Source organism: Inquilinus limosus DSM 16000 (genome assembly GCF_000423185.1).
Taxonomy (GTDB): Bacteria; Pseudomonadota; Alphaproteobacteria; order DSM-16000; family Inquilinaceae; genus Inquilinus; species Inquilinus limosus.
The window spans coordinates 223,011-246,288 of the sequence record NZ_AUHM01000009.1; the positions used below are offsets into that span (position 1 = coordinate 223,011).

The window sequence follows — 23,278 nt, forward strand, 5'->3', positions numbered from 1 at the left end:
ACGCGCCTGCCATGTGACGGCGGGCGCATGATGCTTGCAGGTGCTGGATCGGGTGGTTATTTTCAAAGCATGGACTTTGACAATAATCCCCGGGAGCCGGCGACGGCGGCGGAGCGGCTGCTCCTGCTGCTGAAGACGCGCGGCAGCCAGAGCGCCGCGGCACTCGGCGCCGCGCTCGGCACCACCGGGGAGGCGGCGCGGCAGCAGCTGGTCAAGCTGGCCGAGGCCGGGCTCGTCGACTCGGCGCCGCAGCGCGCCGGGGTCGGCCGGCCGGTCCAGCTCTGGTCCCTCACGGAGGCCGGCCACGCCCGGTTCCCCGACGGCCATGCCGATATGGTGGCAGGGCTGATCGCCGGCATCCGGCGCGAGCTGGGCGAGGCAGCGCTCGACCGGCTGATCGCGGCGCGCGAGGCCGAGACCACCGCCCGCTATGCCGATGCCGTGGCCGGCGCAACGACGCTGCGCGACCGGGTCGCGACCCTGGCTGGCCTTCGAACGCGTGAGGGCTACATGGCTGGGTGGGAGGAAGACGAAAACGGCTTCCTTCTGGTCGAGAATCATTGTCCGATCTGCGCCGCGGCGGCGGCCTGCCAGGGCTTCTGCCGCTCCGAGCTCGACTTGTTCCGCCGCGTGCTCGGGCCCGAGGCCCGGGTGGAGCGGACGGAGCACATCCAGGCGGGGGCGCGCCGTTGCGCCTACCGTATCCTTCCGCAACCAAGCCGATCAGAAAGTGAGCACGACCATGGCGTTTGAACTCCCCTCGCTGCCCTACTCGCACAACGCCCTCGCCGAGCGCGGCATGTGCCAGGAGACGCTGGAGCTGCATCACGGCAAGCACCACCAGGCCTATGTCACGGCGCTGAACGGCTTCGTCGAGAAGGACGATTCGCTGAAGGGCAAGTCGCTCGACGAGATCGTCACCTTCGCCTACGGCAAGGACAACCTGGCGCCGGTGTTCAACAATGCCGGGCAGCACTGGAACCACATCCTGTTCTGGCAGAACCTGTCGCCGAAGGGCGGCGCCATCCCGGGCGCGCTCGAGGCCAAGCTGAACTCCGACTTCGGCAGCGTCCAGGCCTTCAAGGACGCCTTCAAGGCGGCTGCGATCGGCCAGTTCGGCTCCGGCTGGGCCTGGCTGGTGCTGGGCCAGGACGGCAAGCTGAAGGTCACCAAGACCCCGAACGGCTCGAACCCGCTCGCCACCGGCGAGGGTAAGGTCCTGCTCGGCCTCGACGTGTGGGAGCACAGCTACTATCTGGACTTCCGCAACCGCCGTCCGGACTACGCCCAGAACTTCCTCGACAAGCTCGCCAACTACGACTTCGCCGAGGCCCAGCTGAAGGCCGCCTGACGCCGATCCCGCCCGCCGGTCCGGCCGACCGGCGGGCGGCTCCTACCGATGGCCGTCAGGAACCCACCTTGGTCGCGCGTACCTCGCTTCGTCTGAACCCGGACCCGCATCACCCGCCGGCGGTCTCCCGCACCCGCTTCGCCGAGGCGTTGTCCCGCCTGACCGCGACCGTCTGCGTGGTCGGGGCGACCGAGGCCGACGGCACCCGCCACGGGCGCACGGCCACGGCGGTGATGTCTCTGGCGGCCGAGCCGCCGACCATGCTGGTCTCGATCGACCGCACCAGCGCCATGGCCGGCGTGATCGAGGCGACCGAGGGCTTCTCCGTCGCCATGCTGGCCGAGGACCAGTCCGAGGTCGCCGACGCCTTCGCCGGCAAGCTGCCGATCCCCCGGTCCGAACGCTTCTCCCGCGGCACCTGGTCCGCTTGGCCGTCCGGCCGACCGAAGCTGGAGGGTGCGGTCGCCGTGGTCGATTGCCACCTGATCGGCCTGACCGAGGTGACCACCCATATCCTGTTCGTCGGCCTCGTCACCGAGGTCGAGACCCGCGACGCCTCGCCCCTGCTCTGGAGCCTGCGCCGCTACGCCAGCGTCGCGGCACGCCGGGCCGCCGGGCCTGACGAGGACTGACGCCGGCGCTGCCGGCATCGGAGGGCAGGCGCCTCCTCTAATGCTCGTGCCCGTGCTCCCCGTCCTCCGGCAGGTCAAGCTTGAACACTTCCTTCAGTTCCGAGATCTGCCCCGGCGACAGCAGGCGCGGATTGAGGCCGCGCAGCAGCAGGTGCAGCTTCGCCGTCTCCTCCAGCTCCTCGGTGGCGTAGGCCGCCGCCTCCAGGCTCTCGCCCGCCACCACCGGGCCGTGGTTGGCCAGCAGCACCGAGGAGTAGCGGCCGGCCAGGCCGCGGATGGCGTCGGCCACCGCGGGGTCGCCCGGCCGATAGTACGGCACCAGCGCCGTCGCCCCGACCCGCATCAGGTAATAGGCGGTCAGCGGCGGCAGCACCGCCTTGGGGTCGATGCCCGGCAGCATCGACACGGCGACCGAATGGGTCGAGTGCAGGTGCACGATGGCGCGGGCCGAGCCGCGCGTCTCGTAGAGAGCGCCGTGCAGCGGGATCTCCTTGGTCGGCTTGTCGCCCGACAGCAGCCGCCCCTCCGCGTCGAGCCGCGACAGCCGCGCCGGATCGAGGAAGCCGAGCGAGGCGTTGGTCGGCGTCACCAGCCAGCCGCCGTCGTCGAGCCGCACGCTGATGTTGCCGGAGGAGCCGGGCGTCAGCCCGCGCTCGAACAGCGAGCGGCCGAAGCGGCAGATGTCCTCGCGCAGCTTGGTCTCGTCCATGGATTCGTCCTTCCGATAGCGATCACGCCGTGGCGCCGGTGATGAGCTCGAAACCGAGATCGACGACCGCCGATGGCTCGCGACCGCAGACCAGCCGCGCCCCGACCTCGCCCATCTGCACCCGCGGCGAACGGATGGTGGAGAGCGGCTGCGGCAGCGCCTGGGCCAGGTCGAGCCCGTTGAAGCCGAACAGCGCCACCCGGTCCGGCACGGCGAGACCGCGGGCGAGGCACAGGAAATAGCCGCCCATCGCCATATCGTCGTTGGAGAAATAGACCGCATCGACCCTGGCGCCACGGTCGAGGATGCGGGCCAGCCCCTCCCGCCCCGAGGCGGCGGAGGACCGGCCCGGCAGAAGCTCGGTCGCGACCAGGGCCGCCGGGCTCTCCGCCAGCGCCTCGCGGAAACCCTCGAACCGCTTGGCCGCGCGCCGGTCATGGCCGAGATCGTGGCCGACATAGGCGAGGCGGCGATAGCCGCGCTCGACCAGGTGGCGGGCGCTGGCCCGCCCGACGGCGCGGTTCGACAGGCCGACGACGATGTCGAGCCCGGTGCCGTCGAGGTCCATCAGCTCGGCCACCCGGATTCCGGCATTGGCGAGCATCGCCCGGCCGCGGTCGGTGTGCTCCAGCCCGGTGACGATCAGCCCGGCCGGGCGCCAGGCCAGCATCGCCTCGATCAGCCCCTCCTCCCGCTCCGGGTCGTAGTCGGTGACGCCGACGACCAGCCGGAACCCGGCCGCGTCGAGCACGCCTTCCACCCCGCGCAGCACATCGGGAAAGACGATGTTGGCGAGCGACGGGATGATCACCCCGACCAGGTTCGAACCGGCGGAGGACAGCGTGCCGGCCAAGCGGTTCGGCACGTAGCCGAGGCGCCGAACGATCTCCAGCACCCGATCGCGCGTCTCGGCGGCCACCGGCCCGCCGCGCAGCACCCGCGACGCGGTGATCTTGCTGACCCCGGCGGCGCGCGCGACATCCGCCAGCGTGATGCCCCTGGGATCGGGCCTTCTCGTGCGCGCCATCAGGACACTGCCTCCCGGGATCTGCGTCGACTCGGCCCCCATCATCCCCGCATCCCGGGTGCGAGCGGAAGCCCTCGCACCGCCCGGCTCCAGCCGCCTCGCAGCCTCGCTCTTGACGCCGTTGCCAGCTTCGCCCATGAGTGTTGATACCGATATCATTCCGGCGTCGCAGAATCCAACCCTTTGGGAAGATTGGCGGCAATCCGGAGATGATACCGGCGTCAATGTCCGTCACGGACGAGCCGAGGGAGGAAGGATGAGCGTCCAAGCCATGCCGTTGCCGTGCGAAGCGGCGGGAGCGATCGAGAAGCGGGTCTACCGGACGAGAAGCGGGTCTACCGGAAGGTGTTCTGGCGCATCGTGCCGTTCCTGATGCTGTGTTACGTGATCGCCTATCTCGATCGCGTGAATGTCGGCTTCGCCAAGCTGCAGATGTCGCAGGACCTCGGCTTCAGCGAGGCGGTGTTCGGCCTGGGCGCCGGCATCTTCTTCGTCGGCTATTTCCTGTTCGAGGTGCCGAGCAACATCATCCTGCACCGGGTCGGCGCCCGGGTCTGGATCGCCCGGATCATGATCACCTGGGGCATCGTCTCCGCCGCCTTCATGTTCGTGCCCTCGGCACCGTGGTTCTACGCCCTGCGCTTCCTGCTGGGCTTGGCCGAGGCCGGCTTCTACCCCGGCATCATCCTGTACCTGACCTACTGGTATCCGTCGCACCGTCGGGCCAAGATCATCGCCGTGTTCATGGCCGCCATCCCGGTTTCCGGCATCTTCGGCAATCCGCTGTCCGGCTGGATCATGGACGCTTTCCACGAGACGCACGGCCTGGCCGGCTGGCAGTGGATGTTCCTGATCGAGGCGATCCCCGCCGTGCTGATCGGCCTCGCCGTGCTTTTCGTGCTGGACAACAGCGTCCGCGAGGCGAAGTGGCTGACCGAGGAGGAGAAGGCGGTGATCGAGCGCGAGATCGCGGCCGATGCCAAGGGCAAGGACAGCCCCGCCTCGCTCGGCGCGGTGTTCCGCGACGGCCGGGTCTGGCTGTCCTGCTTCATCTACTTCGCCTTCGTCTCGGGCCAGTACGGGCTGACCTTCTGGATGCCGACCCTGGTCAAGGCGACCGGCGTCACCGGCAACCTCAACATCGGCCTGATCAGCGCCATCCCCTTCCTGTGCGCCGTCGTCGCCATGATTCTGTTCGGGCAGAGCGCCGACCGGCGCCGCGAGCGCCGCTGGCATCTGGTGATCCCGGCGACCATGGGCGCGGTCGGCTTCGTCGTCGCCGCGACCGCCAGCGACACGACGATCGCGATCGCCTTCCTCTCGCTGGCCGCGGCCGGCGTCCTGACCTGCGCGCCGCTGTTCTGGTCGCTGCCGACCGCCTTCCTGCACGGCGCGGCCGCGGCGGCCGGCATCGCGATGATCAACTCGATCGGCAACCTGGCCGGCTTCGCCAGCCCTTACGCCATCGGCCTGTTGAAGGACCTGACCGGCAGCACCGAATTCGGCATGTATATGCTTGCGATCATGCTGGTGCTGGGCGCCGCCGCCGTCCTGACCACCCCCGCGAAGCTCGTCAACCGCTAGGATCGGACGAGGGAGAACCAAAATGACCAAACCGCTTGGCCGTGCCGCTGTGATCGGCCTGGGCTCGATGGGGCTGGGCATGGCCCTGTCCCTGCGCCGGGCCGGATTCGAGGTCGCCGGCTGCGACCTCTCCGCCGCCGCGGTCGAGCGCCTGGTCGCCGCCGGCGGCACCGGCGCCAGGACCCCGGCCGAGGCCGCCGCGGGCGCCGATATTGTGGTCTCGGTCGTGGTCAACGCGACCCAGACCGAATCGGTGCTGTTCGGCGAGAACGGCTGCGCCGCCGCCATGCCGGAACGCGGGGTCTTCGTGTCGTCCGCCACCATGGCGCCGGACGCGGCGCGCAGCCTGGCCGAACGGCTGGAGGCGACCGGCCGGCACTATCTCGATGCGCCGATCAGCGGCGGCGCCCAGCGCGCGGCCGAGGGCGCGCTGACTGTCCTCGCCTCCGGCAGCGCCGCCGCCTTCGCCGCGGCCCGGCCGGCGCTCGACGCCATTGCGGCGAAGCTCTACGAACTCGGCGACAAGCCCGGCACCGGCGCCGCCTTCAAGATGGTGAACCAGCTGCTGGCCGGGGTGCACATCGCCGCCGCCTGTGAGGCGATCGCCTTCGCCGCCAAGCAGGGCCTGGACATCCGCAAGGTCTATGAGGTGATCACCGCCTCGGCCGGCAATTCCTGGATGTTCGAGAACCGCATCCCGCATGTGCTGGACGGCGACTATGCGCCGCGCAGCGCGGTCGACATCTTCACCAAGGATCTCGGTATCGTCATGGACATGGCGCGCAGCGGGAAGTTCCCGGTGCCGGTGGCGGGTGCCGCGCTGCAGATGTTCCTGATGACCGCCGCCGCGGGCATGGGCCGGGACGACGACGCCTCGGTCGCCCGGCTCTATGCCCAGATCGCCGGCCTCGACCTGCCCGGCGCGAAGAAGGAGGATTAGGCCGATGCCGCGCTTTGCCGCCAATCTCAGCCTGATGTTCACCGAGTGGGACTTCCTCGACCGCTTCGACGCGGCGGCAGGGGCTGGCTTTACCGCGGTCGAATACCTGTTCCCCTACGAGCATCCGCCGGAGGCGATCGCCCAGCGGCTGTCCCGCAACGGCCTGACCCAGGCGCTGTTCAACCTGCCGCCGGGCGACTGGGCCAAGGGCGAGCGCGGCCTGGCCGCCCTGCCCGAACGGGCGGAGGAGTTCCGCGCCTCGGTCGCCACCGCCCTCACCTATGCCGAGGCCACGGGCGTCGGCCGCGTGCACATGATGAGCGGCAACGCCGATCCCGCCGACCCACAGGCGCAGCGCGCCTGGCGCGATGCGGTGTCCCTCGCCGCCGAGGCCTTCGCCGAGAAGGGCGTCGACGTCCTGTTGGAACCGCTGAACACCCGTGACATGCCGGGCTATTTCCTGGGCGACTTCAACCGGGCCGCGGCGCTGATCCAAGAGCTGGGCCTGCCCAACCTGAAGCTGCAGTTCGATTGCTACCACCGGCAGATCTTGCACGGCGACGTGACCATGGCGCTGCGCGCCCTGCTGCCGATCACCGGCCATGTCCAGATCGCCAGCGTGCCGGGCCGGCACGAGCCGGATATCGAGGAGCTGAACTATCCGTTCCTGTTCCAGGAGTTGGAGCGGCTGGGCTATGCCGGCTTCATCGGCTGCGAGTACCGGCCCCGCGCCGGCACGCTCGAAGGCCTGGGCTGGTTCGCGCCCTATGCCGGCCGCCGCGAAGGATGAGGAGAAAGCGATGACGCTCGTGCTCGGCTGCGTGGCCGACGACTACACCGGCGCCTCCGATTTGGCGAACACCTTGTCCAAGGCGGGCCTGCGCACGGTCCAAACCATCGGCGTGCCGCGCGACGACCTGGATCTCCCGGCGGTCGACGCCGTGGTGGTGGCGCTGAAAAGCCGGTCGATTCCGGCCGCCGAAGCGGTGGAGCGCAGCCTGGCGGCGGCCCGCTGGCTGCGCGGCCGCGGCGCCGGCCATGTGCTGTTCAAGATCTGCTCGACCTTCGATTCGACCGATGCCGGCAATATCGGTCCGGTGACCGATGCGCTGCGGGCCGAGATCGGCGCCGGGCCGGCCCTGGTCACCCCCGCCTTCCCGGAGACCGGGCGGACAGTCTATCTCGGCCACCTATTCGTCGGCACCGTGCCGCTGCACGAGAGCCCGCTGAAGGACCACCCGCTGAACCCGATGCGGGATTCGAACCTGGTCCGCGTTCTGGGCCGGCAGAGCAAGGCACCCGTCGCCCTCCTGCCCTTGGCCACTGTGGAGGCCGGGCCGGAGACGGTGCGGACCTATCTCCGCCAGCTCGCGTCCGAGGGCGCCGGCGCGGTAATCGCCGACGCGGTGCTGGACCGGCATCTCGAGACGCTGGGCGTGGTCGCGCTCGACCAGCCGGTCTCGACCGGGGCCTCCGGCCTCGGCCTCGGCATCGCCCGGGCGCTGGTCGCCGCCGGCCGGATCACGGCCAAGGGCGCGGGCGAGACGCCGGCGCCGATCGGCGGTCCGGCCGCGATCCTGGCCGGAAGCTGCTCGCAGGCGACGCTGGGCCAGATCGCGGCGGCGGAGCGGAGCATGCCCACCCTGCGGCTCGACCCGGAGGCGCTGGCCGCCGATCCCGGCGAGGTCGGACGCGCCCTCGCCTGGGCCGAGCGGCATCGCGCCGAGGGGCCGGTGCTGATCGCCAGCAGCGCGCCGCCGGAGCAGGTGGCGGCGGTGCAGCAGAAGCTCGGCCGCGAGGCCGCCGGCCATGCGATCGAGCAGGCGATGGCTCGGATCGCCACCGGCCTGGTGGAGGCCGGCGTGCGCCGCCTGGTGGTGGCGGGCGGCGAGACCTCGGGCGCCGTGGTCGATGCCCTGGCCCTGCCCGCCTTCCGCATCGGCGCCGAGATCGCGCCGGGCGTGCCGGTGCTCTACACCGTCGGCCGCGAGCCGCGGATGGTGCTGGCGCTGAAATCCGGCAATTTCGGCGGCCCGGACTTCTTCGCCGACGCGCTCGAGGCGATGCCGTAAGGCGTCGCCTCAGAGGATCACCGGCTCAGGCTCCAGCGCCACACCGTAGGTGGCGCGAACATCGCCCTGGATCTGCCGAGCCAGGTCGAGGATCTCGGCCCCGGTGGCGCCGCCGCGGTTAACCAGGACCAGCGCCTGCCGGTCGTGCACCGCGGCGCGGCCGACCGACCGCCCCTTCCAGCCGCAGCGGTCGATCAGCCAGCCGGCGGCCAGCTTCACCCGGCCGTCCGGCTGCGGATAGCCGACGATGCCGGGGAAGGCCGCGGCGAGATCCTGGTACTGCGCCGCCGGCACGATCGGGTTCTTGAAGAAGCTGCCGGCATTGCCGATCACCGCTGGGTCGGGCAGCTTCTGCCGCCGCACCGCGACCACTGCCTCGAAGATCTCCGCCGCCGTGACGTCCGTTCTGTCGCCGAACACCCGCGCCAGGTCGGGGTAGGCCGTCACCGGCGACCAGGGCCGCGGCAGGCGCAGGGTGACGGCGGTGACGATCCAGCGGTCCGGCTCGCGCTTGAACAGGCTGTCGCGATAGCTGAAGCGGCAGGCTGCCCTATCGAGCGTGACGAAGCCGCCGGTCGCGGTGTCGAAGGCGCGCAGGCTCAGGAACCGCTCCTCCAGCTCCACGCCATAGGCGCCGATGTTCTGGATCGGCGCGGCGCCGACCGTGCCCGGGATCAGCGCCAGATTCTCCAGCCCCGGCTGGCCCTGGGCGATGGTCCAGGCGACCAGATCGTGCCAGACCTCCCCCGCCCCGGCCTCGACCAGCACCGCCTCCCCGCCGTCCCCCGCCAGCCGCCGGCCGGGGATGCGCATCAGCAGGGTCAGGCCGTCGAAGTCGCCGGTCAGCACGACATTGCTGCCGCCGCCCAACAGCCGCCGCGGCAGCCCGGCGAAGCGTGGATCGGCCAGCACCGCCGGCAGGTCGGCCTCGTCGCGGATTTCCACCGCATAGCGGCTGCGCGCGGCGATGCCGAAGCTGTTGGCGGATTGCAGAGGGTGGTCGGTCAGGACTTGGTACATAGGTACAGCTTTAGGGCGCGGTCGCCATCCGGGCAATCGCCGAACCTCACACGATCTCCTCGACCAGCTTGGCGATCAGCGCCTGGACGAAGGTGTCGCGGCCTTCCGCCGTGAGGACGAAGGCGCCGATACCGCCGATCACAGACTGCCGGTAGTAGTTCTCCAGCCAGTCGAATTCGTCGAGGATGACCAGGGCGTTGACCGTCACCCCGGCCTTCTCCGCCGCGTCGCGGGCGAGGGCGGGGTCCGGCCCGGCATTGGAGAAGCCGTTCGAGACGATGTCGACGGTCCGGCGCGGACCATCGAAGCCGTTGCCGTCGAACAGTTCCAGCGAGTCGAGCACGGCGCTGCCGATCGCGGTCGACCCCGCCTCCTCCCCCGCCGACGCCGCCAGCACCGCTTCCGCGAAGGCGTCGGCATCGGCCCCGCCGGCTAGGCGGCGCCAGGGCAGCAGCACCTTCAGGCTGTGCGGACCGTCGAAGCGGGCCAGCGTCACCGCGATGCCGCCGAGCGGGCCGGCGGCGATCGCCGCTTTCACCTTGTCGTCGCGGAAGGCGGCGGCATGGCCGCGGAGCTGGAAGTCGAGCGCACCCGTGGTGATGCTGGCCGAGGCGTCGACCAGCAGCACCAGCTCGAGATCGACCGCCTGCTCCGCCGGCGCCTGGGGGAGCGGCGCGGGAGCGGGAGCCTGTGTCTGGGCCGCGGCCAGGAGCGGCCGGGCCAGCAGGGCACTTGCCAGCCAGCCGGCGAAATGCCGCCGCCTCATGGTGCCAGCGTCGCCAGGAAATCGTCGGCGTCGCGCCAGAAGGCGCCGCGGATATCGTCGCGTTCCATCAGGATCTCGTGCAGGGCGTCCGGATAGGTCATGACCCTGCAATGGGGCATCCGTCGGGCAACCCGGCGGGATGCGACATTGTCGACCAGCGTCTCTCGCCCGGCCAGCAGCATCAGCACCGGCACGCGGATCCCGGGCGCCGCCCGCTGGATCACCCCTGCCGAGCGGAAGGCCGCTGCCAGCCAGCCCCAAGTGACGCCGGAGACGCGGTATTCCGGATGGTCGCGGAACCAGTCGGCGTGGATGCGGTTGCGCACCGGGTCGCTGGACAGCAGCCGGCGCGGGTTGAGCATGCGGTCGCCGTCATAGGCACCCTCGCCCGGCGCATAGCGGCGGCCGTTCCCCAGGGCGGCGGCGATCGGGGACAGCAGCCGCGCCGCCTGCCGGGCATAGGCCACGGCGATCGGCGCGACCATCGGCGCGGTCAGGATCGCCCCCGCCGCCAGGTCCGGCCGGGCCGCCAGCAGACGGAGGGCCAGATGCCCGCCCATGGAATGGCCGAGCAGGATCAGCGGCCCCTCCCCCGCCGGCCGCACCACCTGGTCCGCGATCAGCGCGGCATCGCGCACCAGCGGGTCGAAGCTGTCGTAGTGGCCGGTCTCGTCGCCCACCGGGGTGCGGGACGACAGGCCCTGGCCGCGCCAGTCGAAGCCGAAGACGCGAAAACCGCGGGCGGCGAACTCGCCCGCGGTCTCGCGGTACTTCTCGATGAACTCGCTGCGGCCGTTCAGGATCAGCGCGGTGCCGCGCACCCGCCCCTCCGGCTCCGGCCACGCGCCCCAGCGCAGCCGCGCCCCGTCCGGCGTCGTCAGGACATCGGTGCGGGGCGCGACGGCGAGATCCATCCGCCTGCTCTACTCGGCCTTCACCTCGGAGCGCAGCGCCGCCTGGGCCGCGGCCAGGCGGGCGATCGGCACCCGATAGGGCGAGCAGGAGACGTAGTCGAGCCCGACCGATTCGCAGAAATGGATCGAGGCCGGGTCGCCACCGTGCTCGCCGCAGATGCCGAGCTTGATGCCCGAGCGGGTCTTGCGGCCGCGCTCCGCCGCCAGCGACACCAGCTCGCCCACCCCGTCGCGGTCGAGGGTGACGAAGGGGTCCTGCTCCACGATGCCGGCGCGGGTGTAGTCCGGCAGGAAAGTGCCGGCGTCGTCGCGGCTGATGCCGAAGGTGGTCTGGGTCAGGTCGTTGGTGCCGAAAGAGAAGAACTCCGCCGTCTCCGCCAGCTCATGCGCCCGCAGCGCGGCGCGCGGCAGCTCGATCATGGTGCCGACCAGGAAGTCGAGCTTGATCCCCTTCTCCTTCTCGACCGCGGCGGCCACCGCCACGATCGCGGCCTTGAGGATGTCGAGCTCCTTCTTCGAAAAGGCGAGCGGGATCATGATCTCCGGCGTCACCGTCTCGCCGCTCGCGGCCTGGACCTCGGCCACGGCCTCGAAGATCGCCCGCGCCTGCATCTCGTAGATCTCCGGATAGGAGATGCCGAGGCGGCAGCCGCGATGGCCGAGCATCGGGTTGGTCTCGTGCAGCTGCGCCGTGCGGTGGCGCACCCGGCCGAGATCGACCCCGGCGGTCCGGGCGACCTCCTCCAGATCCTCCTCGGTCCGCGGCAGGAACTCGTGCAGCGGCGGGTCGAGCAGGCGGATGGTGACCGGCAGGCCGGCCATGATGGTGAACAGCTCGACGAAGTCCTGCCGCTGCATCGGCAGGATCTCGGCCAGCGCCGCCTTCCGCGCCTCCACCGTCTCGGCCACGATCATGCGGCGCACGGCGGTGATGCGGTCGGCCTCGAAGAACATGTGCTCGGTCCGGCACAGGCCGATGCCCTCGGCCCCGAACTTGCGCGCGGTGCGGGCGTCGAGCGGGGTCTCGGCATTGGTGCGGATCTTCATCCGCCGCACCTCGTCGGCCCAGCCCATCAGCGTGGCGAAGTCGCCGGACAGCTCGGGCTGCACCGTCGGCACCTCACCCTTCATCACCTCGCCGGCGGCGCCGTCGATGGTGATGATATCGCCGGCCTTCAGCGTGACGCCGCCGACCGAAACGGTCTTCGCCTTCGGGTCGATGCGCAGCTCGCCGGCGCCGGAGACGCAGGCCCGGCCCATGCCACGGGCGACCACCGCCGCATGGCTGGTCATGCCGCCCCGCGTGGTCAGGATGCCGGCCGCGGCGTGCATGCCGTGGATGTCCTCGGGGCTGGTCTCCTCGCGCACCAGGATGACCTTCTCGCCCATCTGGGCCAGGGTCTCGGCCTCGTCCGCGGTCAGCACGATCTTGCCCGAAGCGGCGCCGGGCGAGGCCGGCAGGCCGCGGGCGATGACCTCGCGCTTGGCCTTCGGATCGAGGGTCGGGTGCAGCAGCTGATCGAGCGCCTGCGGCTCGACCCGCCGCACCGCCTCCCGCTTGTCGATCAGCCCGTCATTCGCCAGCTCGACCGCGATGCGCAGCGCCGCGGCGGCGGTGCGCTTGCCGTTGCGGGTCTGCAGGATATAGAGCCGGCCCTGCTGGACCGTGAACTCGATATCCTGCATGTCGCGGTAGTGGCTCTCCAGCCGGTCGCGGATCTCGCAGAGCTGCCGGTACGTCTCCGGCATCGTCTCTTCCATCGACGGCAGGTCGCTGCCCGATGCCTCGCGCGACGCCTTGCTCAGGGTCTGCGGCGTACGGATGCCGGCAACCACGTCCTCACCCTGGGCGTTGACCAGATACTCGCCGTAGAAGGCGTTCTCACCGGTCGACGGGTTGCGGGTGAAGGCGACGCCGGTGGCGCAGTCGTCGCCCATGTTGCCGAACACCATGGCCTGGACGGTGACCGCCGTGCCCCAGCTCGACGGGATGTCGTGCAGCCGGCGGTAGGTGATGGCGCGCTGGTTCATCCAGGAGCCGAACACCGCGCCGATCGCACCCCACAGCTGGTCCTGCGGGTCCTGCGGGAAGGGCTGGCCGAGATCGGTCTGGACCACGCCCTTGTAGCGGTCGACCAGGTTCTTCAGGTCGGCGGCCGTCAACTCGGTGTCGAGCGCCACGCCGCGCTCGCGCTTGATGCCTTCGAGCTCGTCCTCGAAGCGGTAGTGCTCCACCCCCAGCACGACATCGCCATACATCTGAATGAAGCGGCGGTAGCTGTCATAGGCGAAGCGCTCGTCGCCGGTGCGGGCAGCGAGGCCCAGCACGGTCTCGTCGTTGAGGCCGAGATTGAGCACCGTGTCCATCATGCCCGGCATCGAGGCGCGGGCGCCGGAGCGGACCGAGACCAGCAGCGGGTTCGCCTTGTCGCCGAACTTCGCACCGACCAGGCCCTCGATCTGGGCCAGCGCGGCCTGCACCTGCTCCTTCAGCTCGTCCGGATAGGTCCGGCCGTGGTCGTAATAGTGGGAGCACAGCTCGGTGGTGATGGTGAAGCCGGGCGGCACCGGCAGCCCCAGGACGCTCATCTCGGCGAGGTTGGCCCCCTTGCCGCCGAGCAGGTTGCGCATGTCGGCGCGGCCGTCGGCCGTGCCGTTCCCGAAGCCGTAGACCCATTTGGTCATTTCGTTCTTTTCTCCGCCTTGGCGTTCGTGGGAGACGTTGGTCCGATCTTAGACCGGAAACGGCGAGAGCGGTACGCCGGCCCCGGACCGGGCGTTCGGGCCGGCGACGGGCAGGCAGCCCCCTTCCAGAGCCCATGCGGTCGGAATCATCGTACCTCCGCCTCGATCCAGCACAGCGGGAACAACGATTTGATCCCCGCGCGTGTTCCGTGTCTTGCACCGCAGCGAGACGATGAAGTCAAGCGCAGAAAAACCGCGGAATTCCTCAGAGTTTTAGGAGTTTGCAATGCAACATCGCCAATTGCGGAACTGCTAAGGGCGAAGATGAAAATCTGCGCGCATTCGATAAGCGGGCATAGCGAATAACGAGTGTTCGAAGGCCCCAGCGTCTGCATGCCGATGCCGTCGCTTCCATAGAGAAACAAGAACGAATCTGTCTCATACGGACAATAGGCGACAATTCACCCGATCGTGGTACCGCCCTCGGCAACGCGACCGAGATGGGAAGTGCGGCGCCGGAGCTGCGATCGGGTTCGCGCGTGCAAACCCGATCTCTCCACTACCCCTCGACCCGAGAGAAATCGGCGACGGCATCCATTGAGCGGGCCAGATCCTCCAGCAGCGCCAAGCGGTTGCGGCGCAGCCCCTCGTCCGGGTCGTTGACCAGCACCGCGTCGAAGAAGGCGTCGACCGCTGGCCGCCAGCCGGCCAGCGACGTCATCGCCCCGCCGAAGTCTCCGGCCGTCAGCACCGCCTTCAGCGGCTGCGCATCCGCTTCCAGCCGCTCGAACAGCGCCCGTTCCTCCGCCATGGCGAAGCGGGCGGGATCGACCTCGCCGAAGGCCTCGATCCCGTCCTTCTTGCTCTCGATCCGGACGATGTTGCCGGCGCGACGATAGGCGGTGAGGAGATTGGCGCCGTCCTCGCTGCCGAGGAACCCGGCCAGGGCCTCGACCCGGCCGAGCAGGCGAAGCAGGTCGTCCTCGGCCCCGACCGCGAAGACCGCGTCGATCAGGTCGTGGCGTACGCCCTTCTCGCGCATCGCCACCTTCAGCCGGTCGGCGATGAAGGACAGCAGTTCCTCCACCACCGTGACCTGGTCGCGCAGCGGCGTCGCCGGCGGGCGGCCGCCCTGGACCGTCTCCGGGATGCGGTCCCCCGCGTCGCGTGACTGCTCCATGCGCGCATAACCCGCAGCCGCCCCGCTCTCATACAGCCGGTGGGCGATGGCGAAGGCCTCGCGCAGCGGCAGGGCGACGCGGTTCTCGACCACCAGCCGGATCACGCCGAGCGCGGCACGGCGCAGCGCATAGGGGTCGCGGCTGCCGGTCGGCTTCTCGTCGATCGCGAAGAACCCGGCCAGGGTGTCGAGCTTGTCGGCCAGGGCCACGGCGATCGACACCGGCGCGGTCGGGCAGCGGTCGCCCGGCCCCACCGGCTTGTAGTGGTCGGCGATCGCCTCGGCGACTTCCGGCGGCTCGCCCTGGGCCAGGGCGTAGTAGCGGCCCATCAGCCCCTGCAGTTCCGGGAACTCGCCGACCATGCCGGAGGTCAGGTCGGCCTTGGCCAGCCGGGCGGCGCGGTCCGCCCGGGCCGGGTCGGCGCCGAGCTTCGGCGCCAGCCAGGCGGCCAGCGCCGCCATGCGCTCGACCTTCTGCGCCACGCTGCCGAGCTTGGCGTGGAAGATGATCGGCTCCAGGTCGCGGAGCCGGCTCTCCAGCGGGGCCTTGCGGTCCTGATCCCAGAAGAACTTGGCGTCGGACAGGCGGGCGCGCAGCACCCGCTCGTTGCCCGCCACGACGGTGGCGCCGCCGTCCTTGGTCTCGGTGTTGGCGACCACGGCGAAGCGCGCCGCCAGCCTGCCGTCCGCCCCTTCCAGGGCGAAGTAGCGCTGATGCGTGCGCATCGAGGTGACCAGCACCTCCTCCGGCACCTCCATGAAGGCTTCGTCGATGCGGCCGAGATGGGCCACCGGCCATTCGACCAGCCCCGCCACCTCCTCCAGCAGGCCAGGATCATCGCGCAGCACGAGGCCGGCGGCCTTGGCCTGTGCCTCGACCTGCTCGCGGATCAGCGCCTTTCGCTCCTCGCGGTCGAGCACGACATAGGCGTCGCGCAGCTTCGACCTGTAGTCGGCGAAGCCGGTGACCGCGATCCGGCCGGGCGCCAGGAAGCGGTGACCGACCGTCGAATCGACGGCTGCCTTCGCCCCCTCGCCCGAGCCGTCGATGTCCGGCTTGTGCAGGTCGTAGCGGAACGGCACCAGCTTGCCGTCGAACAGCGCCAGCACGTAGTGCAGCGGGCGCACCCAGCGCACCACCTCCTCCGCCGCGCGCATCGACTTCGGCCAGGGCAGGCCGAGGATCGCCTTGCGGATCACTTCCGGCAACAGCTCCGCGGTCGGGCCGCCCGGGATGGTGAGATTGGCGAACCAGATCTTGCCCTTGGGCGTGTCGCGCTGCTCGCACTGGTCGAGCGTCAGCCCGGTTGACTTCAGGAAGCCGTCGATCGCCTGCTGCGGCGCGTCGACCCGCGGGCCCTTGCGCTCCTCGACCACGTCGGGACGAGCGGCCGGCAGCCCGTCGACCACCAGCGCAAGTCGCCGCGGCGTGACGAAGGCCTCGGCACGGTCGAAGCTGAGCCCGGCCGCCTTCAGTGCGTCGGTGACGAGAGTCTTGAGGTCCTCCGCCGCCCGCGCCTGCATGCGGGCCGGGATCTCCTCGGAGAAGAGTTCGAGCAGGAATTCGGCCATGTCAGGCGGCGTCCAGCCAGAGTCGGCAGCAGGCCCGGGCGAGGTCGCGCACGCGGCCGATATAGGCGGCGCGCTCGACCACGGAGATCACGCCGCGGGCATCGAGCAGGTTGAAGGTGTGGCCGGCCTTGAGGCACTGGTCATAGGCCGGCAGCGCCAGGCGGCGGTCCAGGAGGGCCCGGCACTCGCGCTCCGCATCCTCGAAATGGCGCAGCAGCACGGCGGTGTCGGCGTGCTCGAAATTGTAGGCCGAGTATTCGCGCTCGGCTCGCAGGAACACGTCGCCGTAGCGCTTGGCGCCCGGCGTCTGCGGGTCGTTGAACGGCAGGTCGTAGACGCTCTTCACGTCCAGGAGATACATCGCCAGGCGTTCCAGCCCGTAGGTCAACTCGACCGGCACCGGGTCGCATTCGATGCCGCCGACCTGCTGGAAATAGGTGTACTGGGTGACCTCCATGCCGTCGCACCAGACCTCCCAGCCGAGGCCCCAGGCGCCGAGCGTCGGGTTCTCCCAGTCGTCCTCGACGAAGCGGATGTCGTGCAGCGCCGGGTCGATGCCGAGGGCGTAGAGGCTCCGCAGATAGAGGTCCTGCGAGTCCGCCGGCGCCGGCTTCATCAGCACCTGGAACTGGTAGTAGTGCTGCAGCCGGTTCGGGTTCTCGCCGTAGCGCCCGTCCTTCGGCCGGCGCGATGGCTGGACATAGGCGCAGTTCCACACCCGGTCGGGGCCGAGCGAGCGCAGCGTCGTCGCCGGATGCGAGGTGCCGGCGCCGACCTCCATGTCGTAGGGTTGCAGGATCACGCATCCCTGTGCGGCCCAGAAATTCTGCAGCCGCAGGATGATCTCCTGGAAACTCTTCGGGGGTGGGGCGACCACTGCTAAGTCTCGGGGCGGCATGTCTCGGGCTGGCGCTGAAGGAAGGCCGCGCACCATAGGGCGCCGGGCGGGAGGCTTCAAGCGGGGGCAGCGCCCGTCCGGCGCTTCCACCCCTATCTCTCGCAGCGATGCCCGAGGCCGTCGGCGTGGTAGGCGCCGCAGCGGGGGCAGCGGACCAGATCCTCGGCCCCCTTCACGGCCGGCCGCGACCGATGCTGCCGCGACAGCGCATCGCGCCGCGCCGCCGTTTCGCGGGCCATGCCGACGCGGCGGAGCATGCCCATCAGCCAGAGCACGCCGACCACCAGGGCGATCGCAACGAGGATCTTGCCGAGCATAGCGTCCTTACAGCCCGTAGCGGGACCAGAGCAGCCGATCCTCCACCGCGCCGACGGCGCTGTCCACAGCGGCGGCGGCCAGGCTGTCGGCCCGGGTCAGGCGGCGCAGCCAGCCGGTCGGCTGCTGCACCAGCTTCAGCCGCACCTTCGGCCCGAACTTGGCGCGCAGCACGGCATGGGCATGGCCGATACCGTCGGCGAGGCCGAGGGCGCGGCCCTTCGCGCCCGTCCAGAACTCACCATTGAACAGGGTGGCGTCGTCCGCCGTCAGCCGCCCGCCGCGGCGGGCGCGGATATGGGCGATGAAGGCGGCGTGGATCTCGCGCTGCAGTTCCTCCAGCTTGGCCACGTCCTCCGGCTTCTCGGGCTGGAACGGGTCGAGGATCGCCTTGCGCGTGCCGGCGGTGTGCACCCGGCGCTCGACCCCGATGCGCGCGATCGCGTCCTGGAAGCCGAAGCCGGCGGAGACGACGCCGATCGAGCCGATGATCGAGGCGTCGTCGACCCAGATCTCGTCGGCGGCGCAGGCCAGCCAGTAGCCGCCCGAGGCGGCGACGTCCTCGACGAAGGCGTAGACCGGCACCTTCTTCTCCTCCGCCAGGTCGCGGATGCGGCGCGCGATCAGCGAGGACTGCACCGGCGATCCGCCGGGGGAGTTGATCAGGAGCGCCACCGCGGCCACTCGCTTGGCGCTGAAGGCGGCCGCGATCGGGCGGGCCAGCTTCTCCATCGACAGGCCTTGGGCCAGGAACCCGCGTCCGCCCCCGATCACGCCGCGCAGCGGCAGAACGGTCACCAGCGGCGCGTCGCCGCGGCCGAGGAAGGGAAGTCGGGACAGGAGACCCATGGATGCGCTCTCGATCGGTTGCCGTCGGCAGGATATGGCCCGCCGCAGCGCGATTGCAAAAGGCCCTGCTTCAAAGTTGGAGCGGCACCGCGTCGCGCAGCACCGCCTGCGCCGCCGCGGTGAAGCTTCCGTCGGGTTCGTGCAGCACCAACCCGGCCGCGAGGACGGCGGGCGACCGGCCGCCCCGCCGCGCCTGCACCAGCACCCGCCGCGCCGTCTCCCCGGCCCTGGGCCAGAGCGGGAGCAGGGTCAGCGAGCCGAAGGCGGGGCGCAGCGTGGCGCAGATCTCGTCGATCCGGTCGGCGCGATGGATCAGGGTCAGCCAGCCGCGCGGCTTCAGCGACCGCGCCGCGGCGGCGACCCAGCCGGCGAGATCGAGCCCGTGCTCGACATTCGCCGCGGCCTTGACCGGATGGTCGGAGGCGCGGCCGCGGCCCGGCGGCAGGAAGGGCGGATTCATCATCACCCGGTCGAACGGCGCACCCGGGACCGGGTCGGCGACGCTGCCCTCGACGATGGCGGCACGGCCAACCAGCCCGTTCAGCTCGAGATTGTCGCGCGCCAGCGCCACCAGGCCGGGGTCGCGCTCCACCCCGGTGACCGAGACATCCGGGCAGCGCGCGGCGAGGCAGAGCAGCGCCGTGCCGACGCCGCAGCCGAGATCGGCCACGCGCTCGCCGGGCCCGGCCGGCACGGCGGCGGCCAGCAGCACTGGGTCGATCGCGGCGCGGTAGCCGTCGCGCGGCTGCAGCAGACGGACCCGCCCGCCGAGCAGCCGGTCCTCGCCGGCCGCGGCAACTCCCCCCTGCCCCTCAGGCATCGGGCAGGCTTTCCCCCGCAGAGAGCAGAACATAGCGCGCCCTGGTCCAATCCTCGGCCGCCACCATCAGGCGGCGCGGCAAGATGCCCAGGCTTCCTTCCAGCACGGATGTGTGCATATCAAGGATGATGCTTTCGATCCGCGCATCCGCCAGCAGCGCCGTCAGAAAGGACAGCCGGACCGGGTCATTGGTTCGCAGAAGCTCTTTCACGGGGCCGATTTCTCGTCTATGCAGCGCACACACGGGTCATGGTGACACAATCCGGTCCGGATCGCCGCATCTGCTGCGGGCCGGGGCCGGAGATCGGAAGCCGATGTTGAGGAGCCGGGCTTGACCGCCAGTCTTGGAGCGACGAGAGCCGAGTCCCTGCCGCCGGAGCCGGCCAGCGACGCCGGCGCCCTCGACCGCCTGACCGCCCTCGTCGCCGCGGATCTCGAGGCGGTCAATGCCCTGATCCTGGAGCGGATGCAGAGCTCGGTCGAGCTGATCCCCCAGCTCGCCGGCTATCTCATCGCCTCCGGCGGCAAGCGCATCCGGCCGGTCCTCACCCTCGCCTCGGCCCGGCTCTGCGGCCATCGCGGCCGCCGCCACATCGGCCTCGCCGCCGCGGTCGAGTTCATCCACACCGCCACCCTCCTGCACGACGACGTGGTGGACGAGAGCGACCTGCGCCGCGGCCAGGCCTCGGCCAACGTCGTGTTCGGCAACCAGGCCAGCGTGCTGGTCGGCGACTTCCTGTTCTCCCGCGCCTTCCAGGTGATGGTCGAGGACGGGTCGATCGACACGCTGCGCATCCTGGCCAACGCTTCGGCCGTGATCGCCGAGGGCGAGGTGCTGCAGCTCTCGGCGGCGCACGACACGGTGACCAGCCGCGACACCTATCTCCGCATCATCCGCGCCAAGACGGCGGAGCTGTTCGCCGCGGCCTGCGAGATCGGCGCCGTGGTCGCCGATCGCAGCCCGGCCGAATGCGCCGCCATGCGCGACTTCGGGACGGAGCTGGGAATCGCCTTCCAGATCGTCGACGACGTGCTGGACTACTCCGCCCGCCAGGCCCGCCTGGGCAAGACCATCGGCGACGACTTCCGCGAGGGCAAGATCACCCTGCCGGTGATTCTGGCGGTGGAGCGCGGCGGCGAGGAGGAGCGCGGCTTCTGGCGCCGGACGCTGGAGGAAGGCCAGCAGAGCGAGCAGGATCTCGACCATGCCGTGGCCCTGCTGCAGCGCCACGACGCGCTGGCCGACAGCATGGCGGCGGCGCGCTTCCATGCCCAGAACGCCATCCGGGCGATCCGTCTCCTGCCCGCCTCGCCGATGCGCAAGGCTTTGGAGGACGTGGTCGATTTCGTGGTCGAGCGGGATTTCTGACGGAACTGCGACACAGGCCTTGCAGCCCCCCGCCAGTCCCGCTATAAGCCCATCCGCCGGTGCGACGGAGTGTAGCTCAGCCTGGTAGAGCGCTACGTTCGGGACGTAGAAGCCGGAGGTTCGAATCCTCTCACTCCGACCATTTCCAACCGGTTTGACGGCGCCCTCCCGAGGCGCCGTTTTCGTTTGCGCTCCCCGGACGTGAAAGGAGGCCGGCCCGGTTGCGGTGCGGGCCGGCCCTGGAGTGGAGCAATGGAGTCAGTCCGGCGAAGCCTTCGCCGGCCACCCCGACCGGGTCGAGGCGGTAGTTGGAGTGTCCGTGATCCCGGACCGGCCCGACACCCCCATTTGGGAGGGCGCGTGGAATTTCGGCCGATCTCAGCGCCGCCCCCGCCACTCCATCCGGTCCTGCCGCGTCGCCTCGGCGACCTTGCCGGCAGCGTCGCGCAGCCAGGCGGGCTTGCGCGCCTCGAGGTCCGCGGCGATGGCGCGGGCACGCGAGCGGCGGGCGGAGTGCAGATTCGCCAGCTCCGCCCCCATCGCGGTCAGCAGGCGGCGCGCCAGGCCGCGATCGGCCAGGGCCGGGAAGTCGAGCTTGCGGCTGTTCGGCGCCAGGCGGCGGACGACGATGCCCTTGCGCGCCTTGAGCCAGGGATCGGGGACGCGGAACCTGCCGGAGGCGATCTCGGCGAAGCGCAGCTTGCGGTCGCCGCCCCGCACCAGCGACCAGGCCGAGGGCAGCAGCGGCTTGGCCTCGCGCGCCGCCGGGCCGCCATGCCAATCGGCAATCGCGACCCAGCGCGGCCGGCCGAGGCTGCCGATCCCCGCCGTCCGCCGGGCCGTGACGACCGCGAGATCCGGATCGGGCATCGCCGCAGCCAGCGCCTCGCGATAGCCGCGCGGTGGCGATTCGCGCGGCAGATCCTCCAGCTCGGCCCAGAACCGCTCGCGCCTCTCGTCGCTCGCCAGCACCAGGTCGCGCAGCCACAGGTGCCGGCGTTCCAGCACGAAGGCGCCGGGCGCCCGCAGCCCCTCGACATAGCCCCCGAGGACCGCGGCGCAGACCTCGTCGGCCGAGACCGAGCGGTCGCGGCCGCGGGCCAGGAGGGCGCTGGCGGCGAGGCGGACGAGGTCCAGGGCATAGGGCGTCTCCGCCGCCTCGTCGAAGTCGTTGACGCCCCAGACCAGCCGCCCCTCTGCATCGCGCCACAGACCGAAATTGCCGATATGCGCATCGCCCACCGCGACCACGCGCGGCGCGTCCATCAGGCCGGGGCACAGCTCATGCGCCGTCTCGGTCCAGCGGAAGCAGGTGGCGCGCAGGAAGAGGAAGTCGTTCTCCTCCATCTTCCGGTGCTTGCGGTCGAGATCGGCCTGGACGAGCTGCCGGCCGAGCTGTCCCTCGAGCCAGACCTCGTAGCGCTTGACCGACGCGGTGATGGACCCCATGGAGACCCCGGCGCTGCACCGCGGCCATCATAACCGGCCGCGGCCCGCCGTCCACCGCTGCGCAGGGCTTCGCTGCAGGCTTAGTGCGGCAGGGTCTCGACCGCCTCGACCACCAGCGGGTTCAACTCCACGTCCTTCGCCGCCACCTTGGCGCGGATCTGCTCCTTCATCCGCGGCTCCCAGAAGTCCTGGATATGCTTGCGCACCCCGGCCACCGCCTCCTCCTTCGGGTAGGCGGCGAAGAAGCCGGCGATCTGGTTCGCCATGCGCGTGATCTTGTCGGCGCTCATGCCTCGACCTTGGCTGGAAGCAGTGGGGAGAAATCGGTGTAGGCGGTCATCGCATGGCCGCGGGCGAAGGCGACCAGGGTGACGCCGGCCGCCCTGGCCGTGTCGATGGCCAGCGTCGTCGGCGCCGAGATTGCGATCACGATCGGGATCCCGGCCGCCGCCGCCTTCTGCACCATCTCGAAGCTGCAGCGGCTGGTGATGACGCAGAAGCCCTGGCCCGCGTCGATGCCGGCCCGGGCCAGGGCCCCGACCAGCTTGTCGAGCGCGTTGTGCCGGCCGACATCCTCGCGCACCAGCCGGATCCGGCCCTCGCGATCAGCCCAGGCGGCGGCATGGACGGCGCCGGTACGGCTGCGGATGTCCTGGAACGCATCCAGGTCGCGCAGCGCCCGGCGGATCGCCGCCCGCTCCACCTCGATCGGCTTCGGGGCGCGGCGCTTGCGGCCGTGCAGCGTGTCGAGGTCGCTGGTGCCGCAGATGCCGCAGCCGGTGCGGCCGGTGATGTTCCGCACCTTCTGCAGCATCTGCGAGAACTGCGCGCCGCGCAGCGTCATCCGCACCTCGACGCCGCGCTCCTCGTCGGCCACCACCTCCTCGACCGTGAGGTCGGCCGGCGCCTCGGCCAGGCCCTCGGTCAGGCTGAAACCGAGGGCGAAGTCCTCGAGATCGGCCGGCGACGCCATCATCACGGCATAGGACATGCCGTTGTAGACCAGCACCACCGGCACCTCGGCCGCGACCACCTCCTCCACCGGCTCGGCCCGGTCGTCCCGGGTCAGCCGCCGGGCCGGCAGGCGCAGATCGGTCGCCGGGAGTTTGGTGGGGGGCAGGACCAT

The 23,278-nt window shown here is 70.8% G+C and carries 23 protein-coding genes and 1 tRNA gene; 9 read left to right on the forward strand and 15 right to left on the reverse strand.

Features of this window, described 5'->3' with window-relative positions; genetic code table 11:
• Positions 1–69: 69 nt before the first annotated feature.
• The 3 genes from G537_RS37625 (at position 70) to G537_RS37630 (ending at position 1,983) form a co-directional block, all read left to right on the forward strand.
• Positions 70–753, forward strand: coding sequence for a helix-turn-helix transcriptional regulator (locus G537_RS37625; RefSeq protein ID WP_034851436.1), 684 nt, complete (start codon positions 70–72; stop codon positions 751–753).
• Positions 743–1,351, forward strand: a complete 609-nt coding sequence (locus G537_RS0112085; RefSeq protein WP_026870338.1) for a superoxide dismutase — start codon at positions 743–745, stop codon at positions 1,349–1,351. The genes G537_RS37625 and G537_RS0112085 overlap by 11 nt, the downstream gene beginning before the upstream one ends.
• A 68-nt stretch (positions 1,352–1,419) precedes the next feature.
• A complete protein-coding gene (locus G537_RS37630) occupies positions 1,420–1,983 on the forward strand; it encodes a flavin reductase family protein (protein WP_051248337.1) in 564 nt (187 codons plus the stop codon).
• Between the two features lie 37 nt (positions 1,984–2,020).
• On the opposite strand, the gene otnC is transcribed toward G537_RS37630, so the two are convergent.
• Both otnC and G537_RS0112100 read right to left on the reverse strand, forming a co-directional pair.
• Positions 2,021–2,692 (reverse strand): 3-oxo-tetronate 4-phosphate decarboxylase, encoded by a 672-nt coding sequence (gene otnC / locus G537_RS0112095; RefSeq protein WP_026870339.1) that lies wholly within the window; start codon positions 2,690–2,692, stop codon positions 2,021–2,023.
• Between the two features lie 22 nt (positions 2,693–2,714).
• Positions 2,715–3,719, reverse strand: coding sequence for a LacI family DNA-binding transcriptional regulator (locus tag G537_RS0112100; protein WP_026870340.1), 1,005 nt, complete (start codon positions 3,717–3,719; stop codon positions 2,715–2,717).
• A gap of 345 nt (positions 3,720–4,064) precedes the next feature.
• Here G537_RS0112100 and G537_RS0112105 point away from each other — a divergent pair, with 345 nt between their 5' ends.
• Genes G537_RS0112105 through otnK form a run of 4 tightly spaced genes read left to right on the forward strand, consistent with a single transcriptional unit; the run spans position 4,065 to position 8,315 of the window.
• Positions 4,065–5,303 carry an MFS transporter gene (locus G537_RS0112105; protein WP_245578999.1) on the forward strand — a complete coding sequence of 413 codons (1,239 nt, stop codon included), beginning with the start codon at positions 4,065–4,067 and terminating at the stop codon, positions 5,301–5,303.
• Between the two features lie 22 nt (positions 5,304–5,325).
• Entirely contained in the window at positions 5,326–6,243 is a 918-nt protein-coding gene (gene ltnD / locus G537_RS0112110; RefSeq protein ID WP_026870342.1) for an L-threonate dehydrogenase, read from the forward strand.
• Positions 6,244–6,247: 4 nt separating this feature from the next.
• Positions 6,248–7,033, forward strand: a complete 786-nt coding sequence (otnI, locus tag G537_RS0112115; protein ID WP_026870343.1) for a 2-oxo-tetronate isomerase — start codon at positions 6,248–6,250, stop codon at positions 7,031–7,033.
• A gap of 10 nt (positions 7,034–7,043) precedes the next feature.
• The gene (gene otnK, locus G537_RS0112120) at positions 7,044–8,315 is read left to right on the forward strand and encodes a 3-oxo-tetronate kinase (protein ID WP_026870344.1); all 1,272 of its coding nucleotides are present in this window, start codon (positions 7,044–7,046) and stop codon (positions 8,313–8,315) included.
• Between the two features lie 9 nt (positions 8,316–8,324).
• Here the strand turns inward: otnK and murB are convergent, their stop codons facing one another.
• The 10 genes from murB to G537_RS0112170 all read right to left on the reverse strand — a co-directional run bounded on the left by murB (position 8,325) and on the right by G537_RS0112170 (position 19,545).
• Entirely contained in the window at positions 8,325–9,335 is a 1,011-nt protein-coding gene (gene murB / locus G537_RS0112125) for a UDP-N-acetylmuramate dehydrogenase (protein ID WP_026870345.1), read from the reverse strand.
• Positions 9,336–9,381: 46 nt separating this feature from the next.
• Positions 9,382–10,101 (reverse strand): DUF1194 domain-containing protein, encoded by a 720-nt coding sequence (locus tag G537_RS0112130; protein ID WP_026870346.1) that lies wholly within the window; start codon positions 10,099–10,101, stop codon positions 9,382–9,384.
• Positions 10,098–11,015, reverse strand: a complete 918-nt coding sequence (locus G537_RS0112135) for an alpha/beta fold hydrolase (RefSeq protein WP_026870347.1) — start codon at positions 11,013–11,015, stop codon at positions 10,098–10,100. The genes G537_RS0112130 and G537_RS0112135 overlap by 4 nt, the downstream gene beginning before the upstream one ends.
• Before the next feature lie 9 nt (positions 11,016–11,024).
• Complete coding sequence (gene ppdK, locus G537_RS0112140; RefSeq protein WP_026870348.1) at positions 11,025–13,700, reverse strand: pyruvate, phosphate dikinase; 2,676 nt, start codon at positions 13,698–13,700, stop codon at positions 11,025–11,027.
• A gap of 559 nt (positions 13,701–14,259) precedes the next feature.
• Positions 14,260–16,452 (reverse strand): glycine--tRNA ligase subunit beta, encoded by a 2,193-nt coding sequence (glyS, locus tag G537_RS0112145; RefSeq protein WP_026870349.1) that lies wholly within the window; start codon positions 16,450–16,452, stop codon positions 14,260–14,262.
• A 1-nt stretch (position 16,453) separates the two neighbouring features.
• Positions 16,454–17,329: a glycine--tRNA ligase subunit alpha gene (locus tag G537_RS0112150; protein WP_026870350.1), complete on the reverse strand. Its 876-nt coding sequence runs from the start codon at positions 17,327–17,329 to the stop codon at positions 16,454–16,456.
• A 113-nt stretch (positions 17,330–17,442) separates the two neighbouring features.
• Entirely contained in the window at positions 17,443–17,667 is a 225-nt protein-coding gene (locus G537_RS0112155) for a hypothetical protein (RefSeq protein ID WP_026870351.1), read from the reverse strand.
• A gap of 7 nt (positions 17,668–17,674) precedes the next feature.
• Complete coding sequence (locus G537_RS0112160) at positions 17,675–18,514, reverse strand: S49 family peptidase (protein WP_026870352.1); 840 nt, start codon at positions 18,512–18,514, stop codon at positions 17,675–17,677.
• Between the two features lie 70 nt (positions 18,515–18,584).
• On the reverse strand, positions 18,585–19,334 hold the full coding sequence (locus G537_RS0112165) for a tRNA1(Val) (adenine(37)-N6)-methyltransferase (protein ID WP_026870353.1): 750 nt from the start codon (positions 19,332–19,334) through the stop codon (positions 18,585–18,587).
• Positions 19,327–19,545, reverse strand: coding sequence for a putative signal transducing protein (locus tag G537_RS0112170; RefSeq protein ID WP_026870354.1), 219 nt, complete (start codon positions 19,543–19,545; stop codon positions 19,327–19,329). The genes G537_RS0112165 and G537_RS0112170 overlap by 8 nt, the downstream gene beginning before the upstream one ends.
• Positions 19,546–19,701: 156 nt before the next feature.
• On the opposite strand from G537_RS0112170, the gene G537_RS0112175 reads away from it, so the two are divergent.
• The gene (locus G537_RS0112175; protein WP_026870355.1) at positions 19,702–20,703 is read left to right on the forward strand and encodes a polyprenyl synthetase family protein; all 1,002 of its coding nucleotides are present in this window, start codon (positions 19,702–19,704) and stop codon (positions 20,701–20,703) included.
• A gap of 65 nt (positions 20,704–20,768) precedes the next feature.
• A tRNA-Pro gene (locus G537_RS0112180) sits at positions 20,769–20,845 on the forward strand.
• Positions 20,846–21,081: 236 nt separating this feature from the next.
• Here G537_RS0112180 and G537_RS0112185 read toward each other — a convergent pair.
• From G537_RS0112185 to fdhD, 3 genes are all read right to left on the reverse strand, one after another.
• The gene (locus tag G537_RS0112185; RefSeq protein ID WP_026870356.1) at positions 21,082–22,152 is read right to left on the reverse strand and encodes a DUF2252 family protein; all 1,071 of its coding nucleotides are present in this window, start codon (positions 22,150–22,152) and stop codon (positions 21,082–21,084) included.
• Between the two features lie 80 nt (positions 22,153–22,232).
• Positions 22,233–22,442 (reverse strand): formate dehydrogenase subunit delta, encoded by a 210-nt coding sequence (locus G537_RS0112190; protein ID WP_026870357.1) that lies wholly within the window; start codon positions 22,440–22,442, stop codon positions 22,233–22,235.
• Positions 22,439–23,278, reverse strand: a complete 840-nt coding sequence (fdhD, locus tag G537_RS37635; RefSeq protein WP_051248339.1) for a formate dehydrogenase accessory sulfurtransferase FdhD — start codon at positions 23,276–23,278, stop codon at positions 22,439–22,441. Before fdhD ends, G537_RS0112190 begins: the two co-directional genes overlap by 4 nt.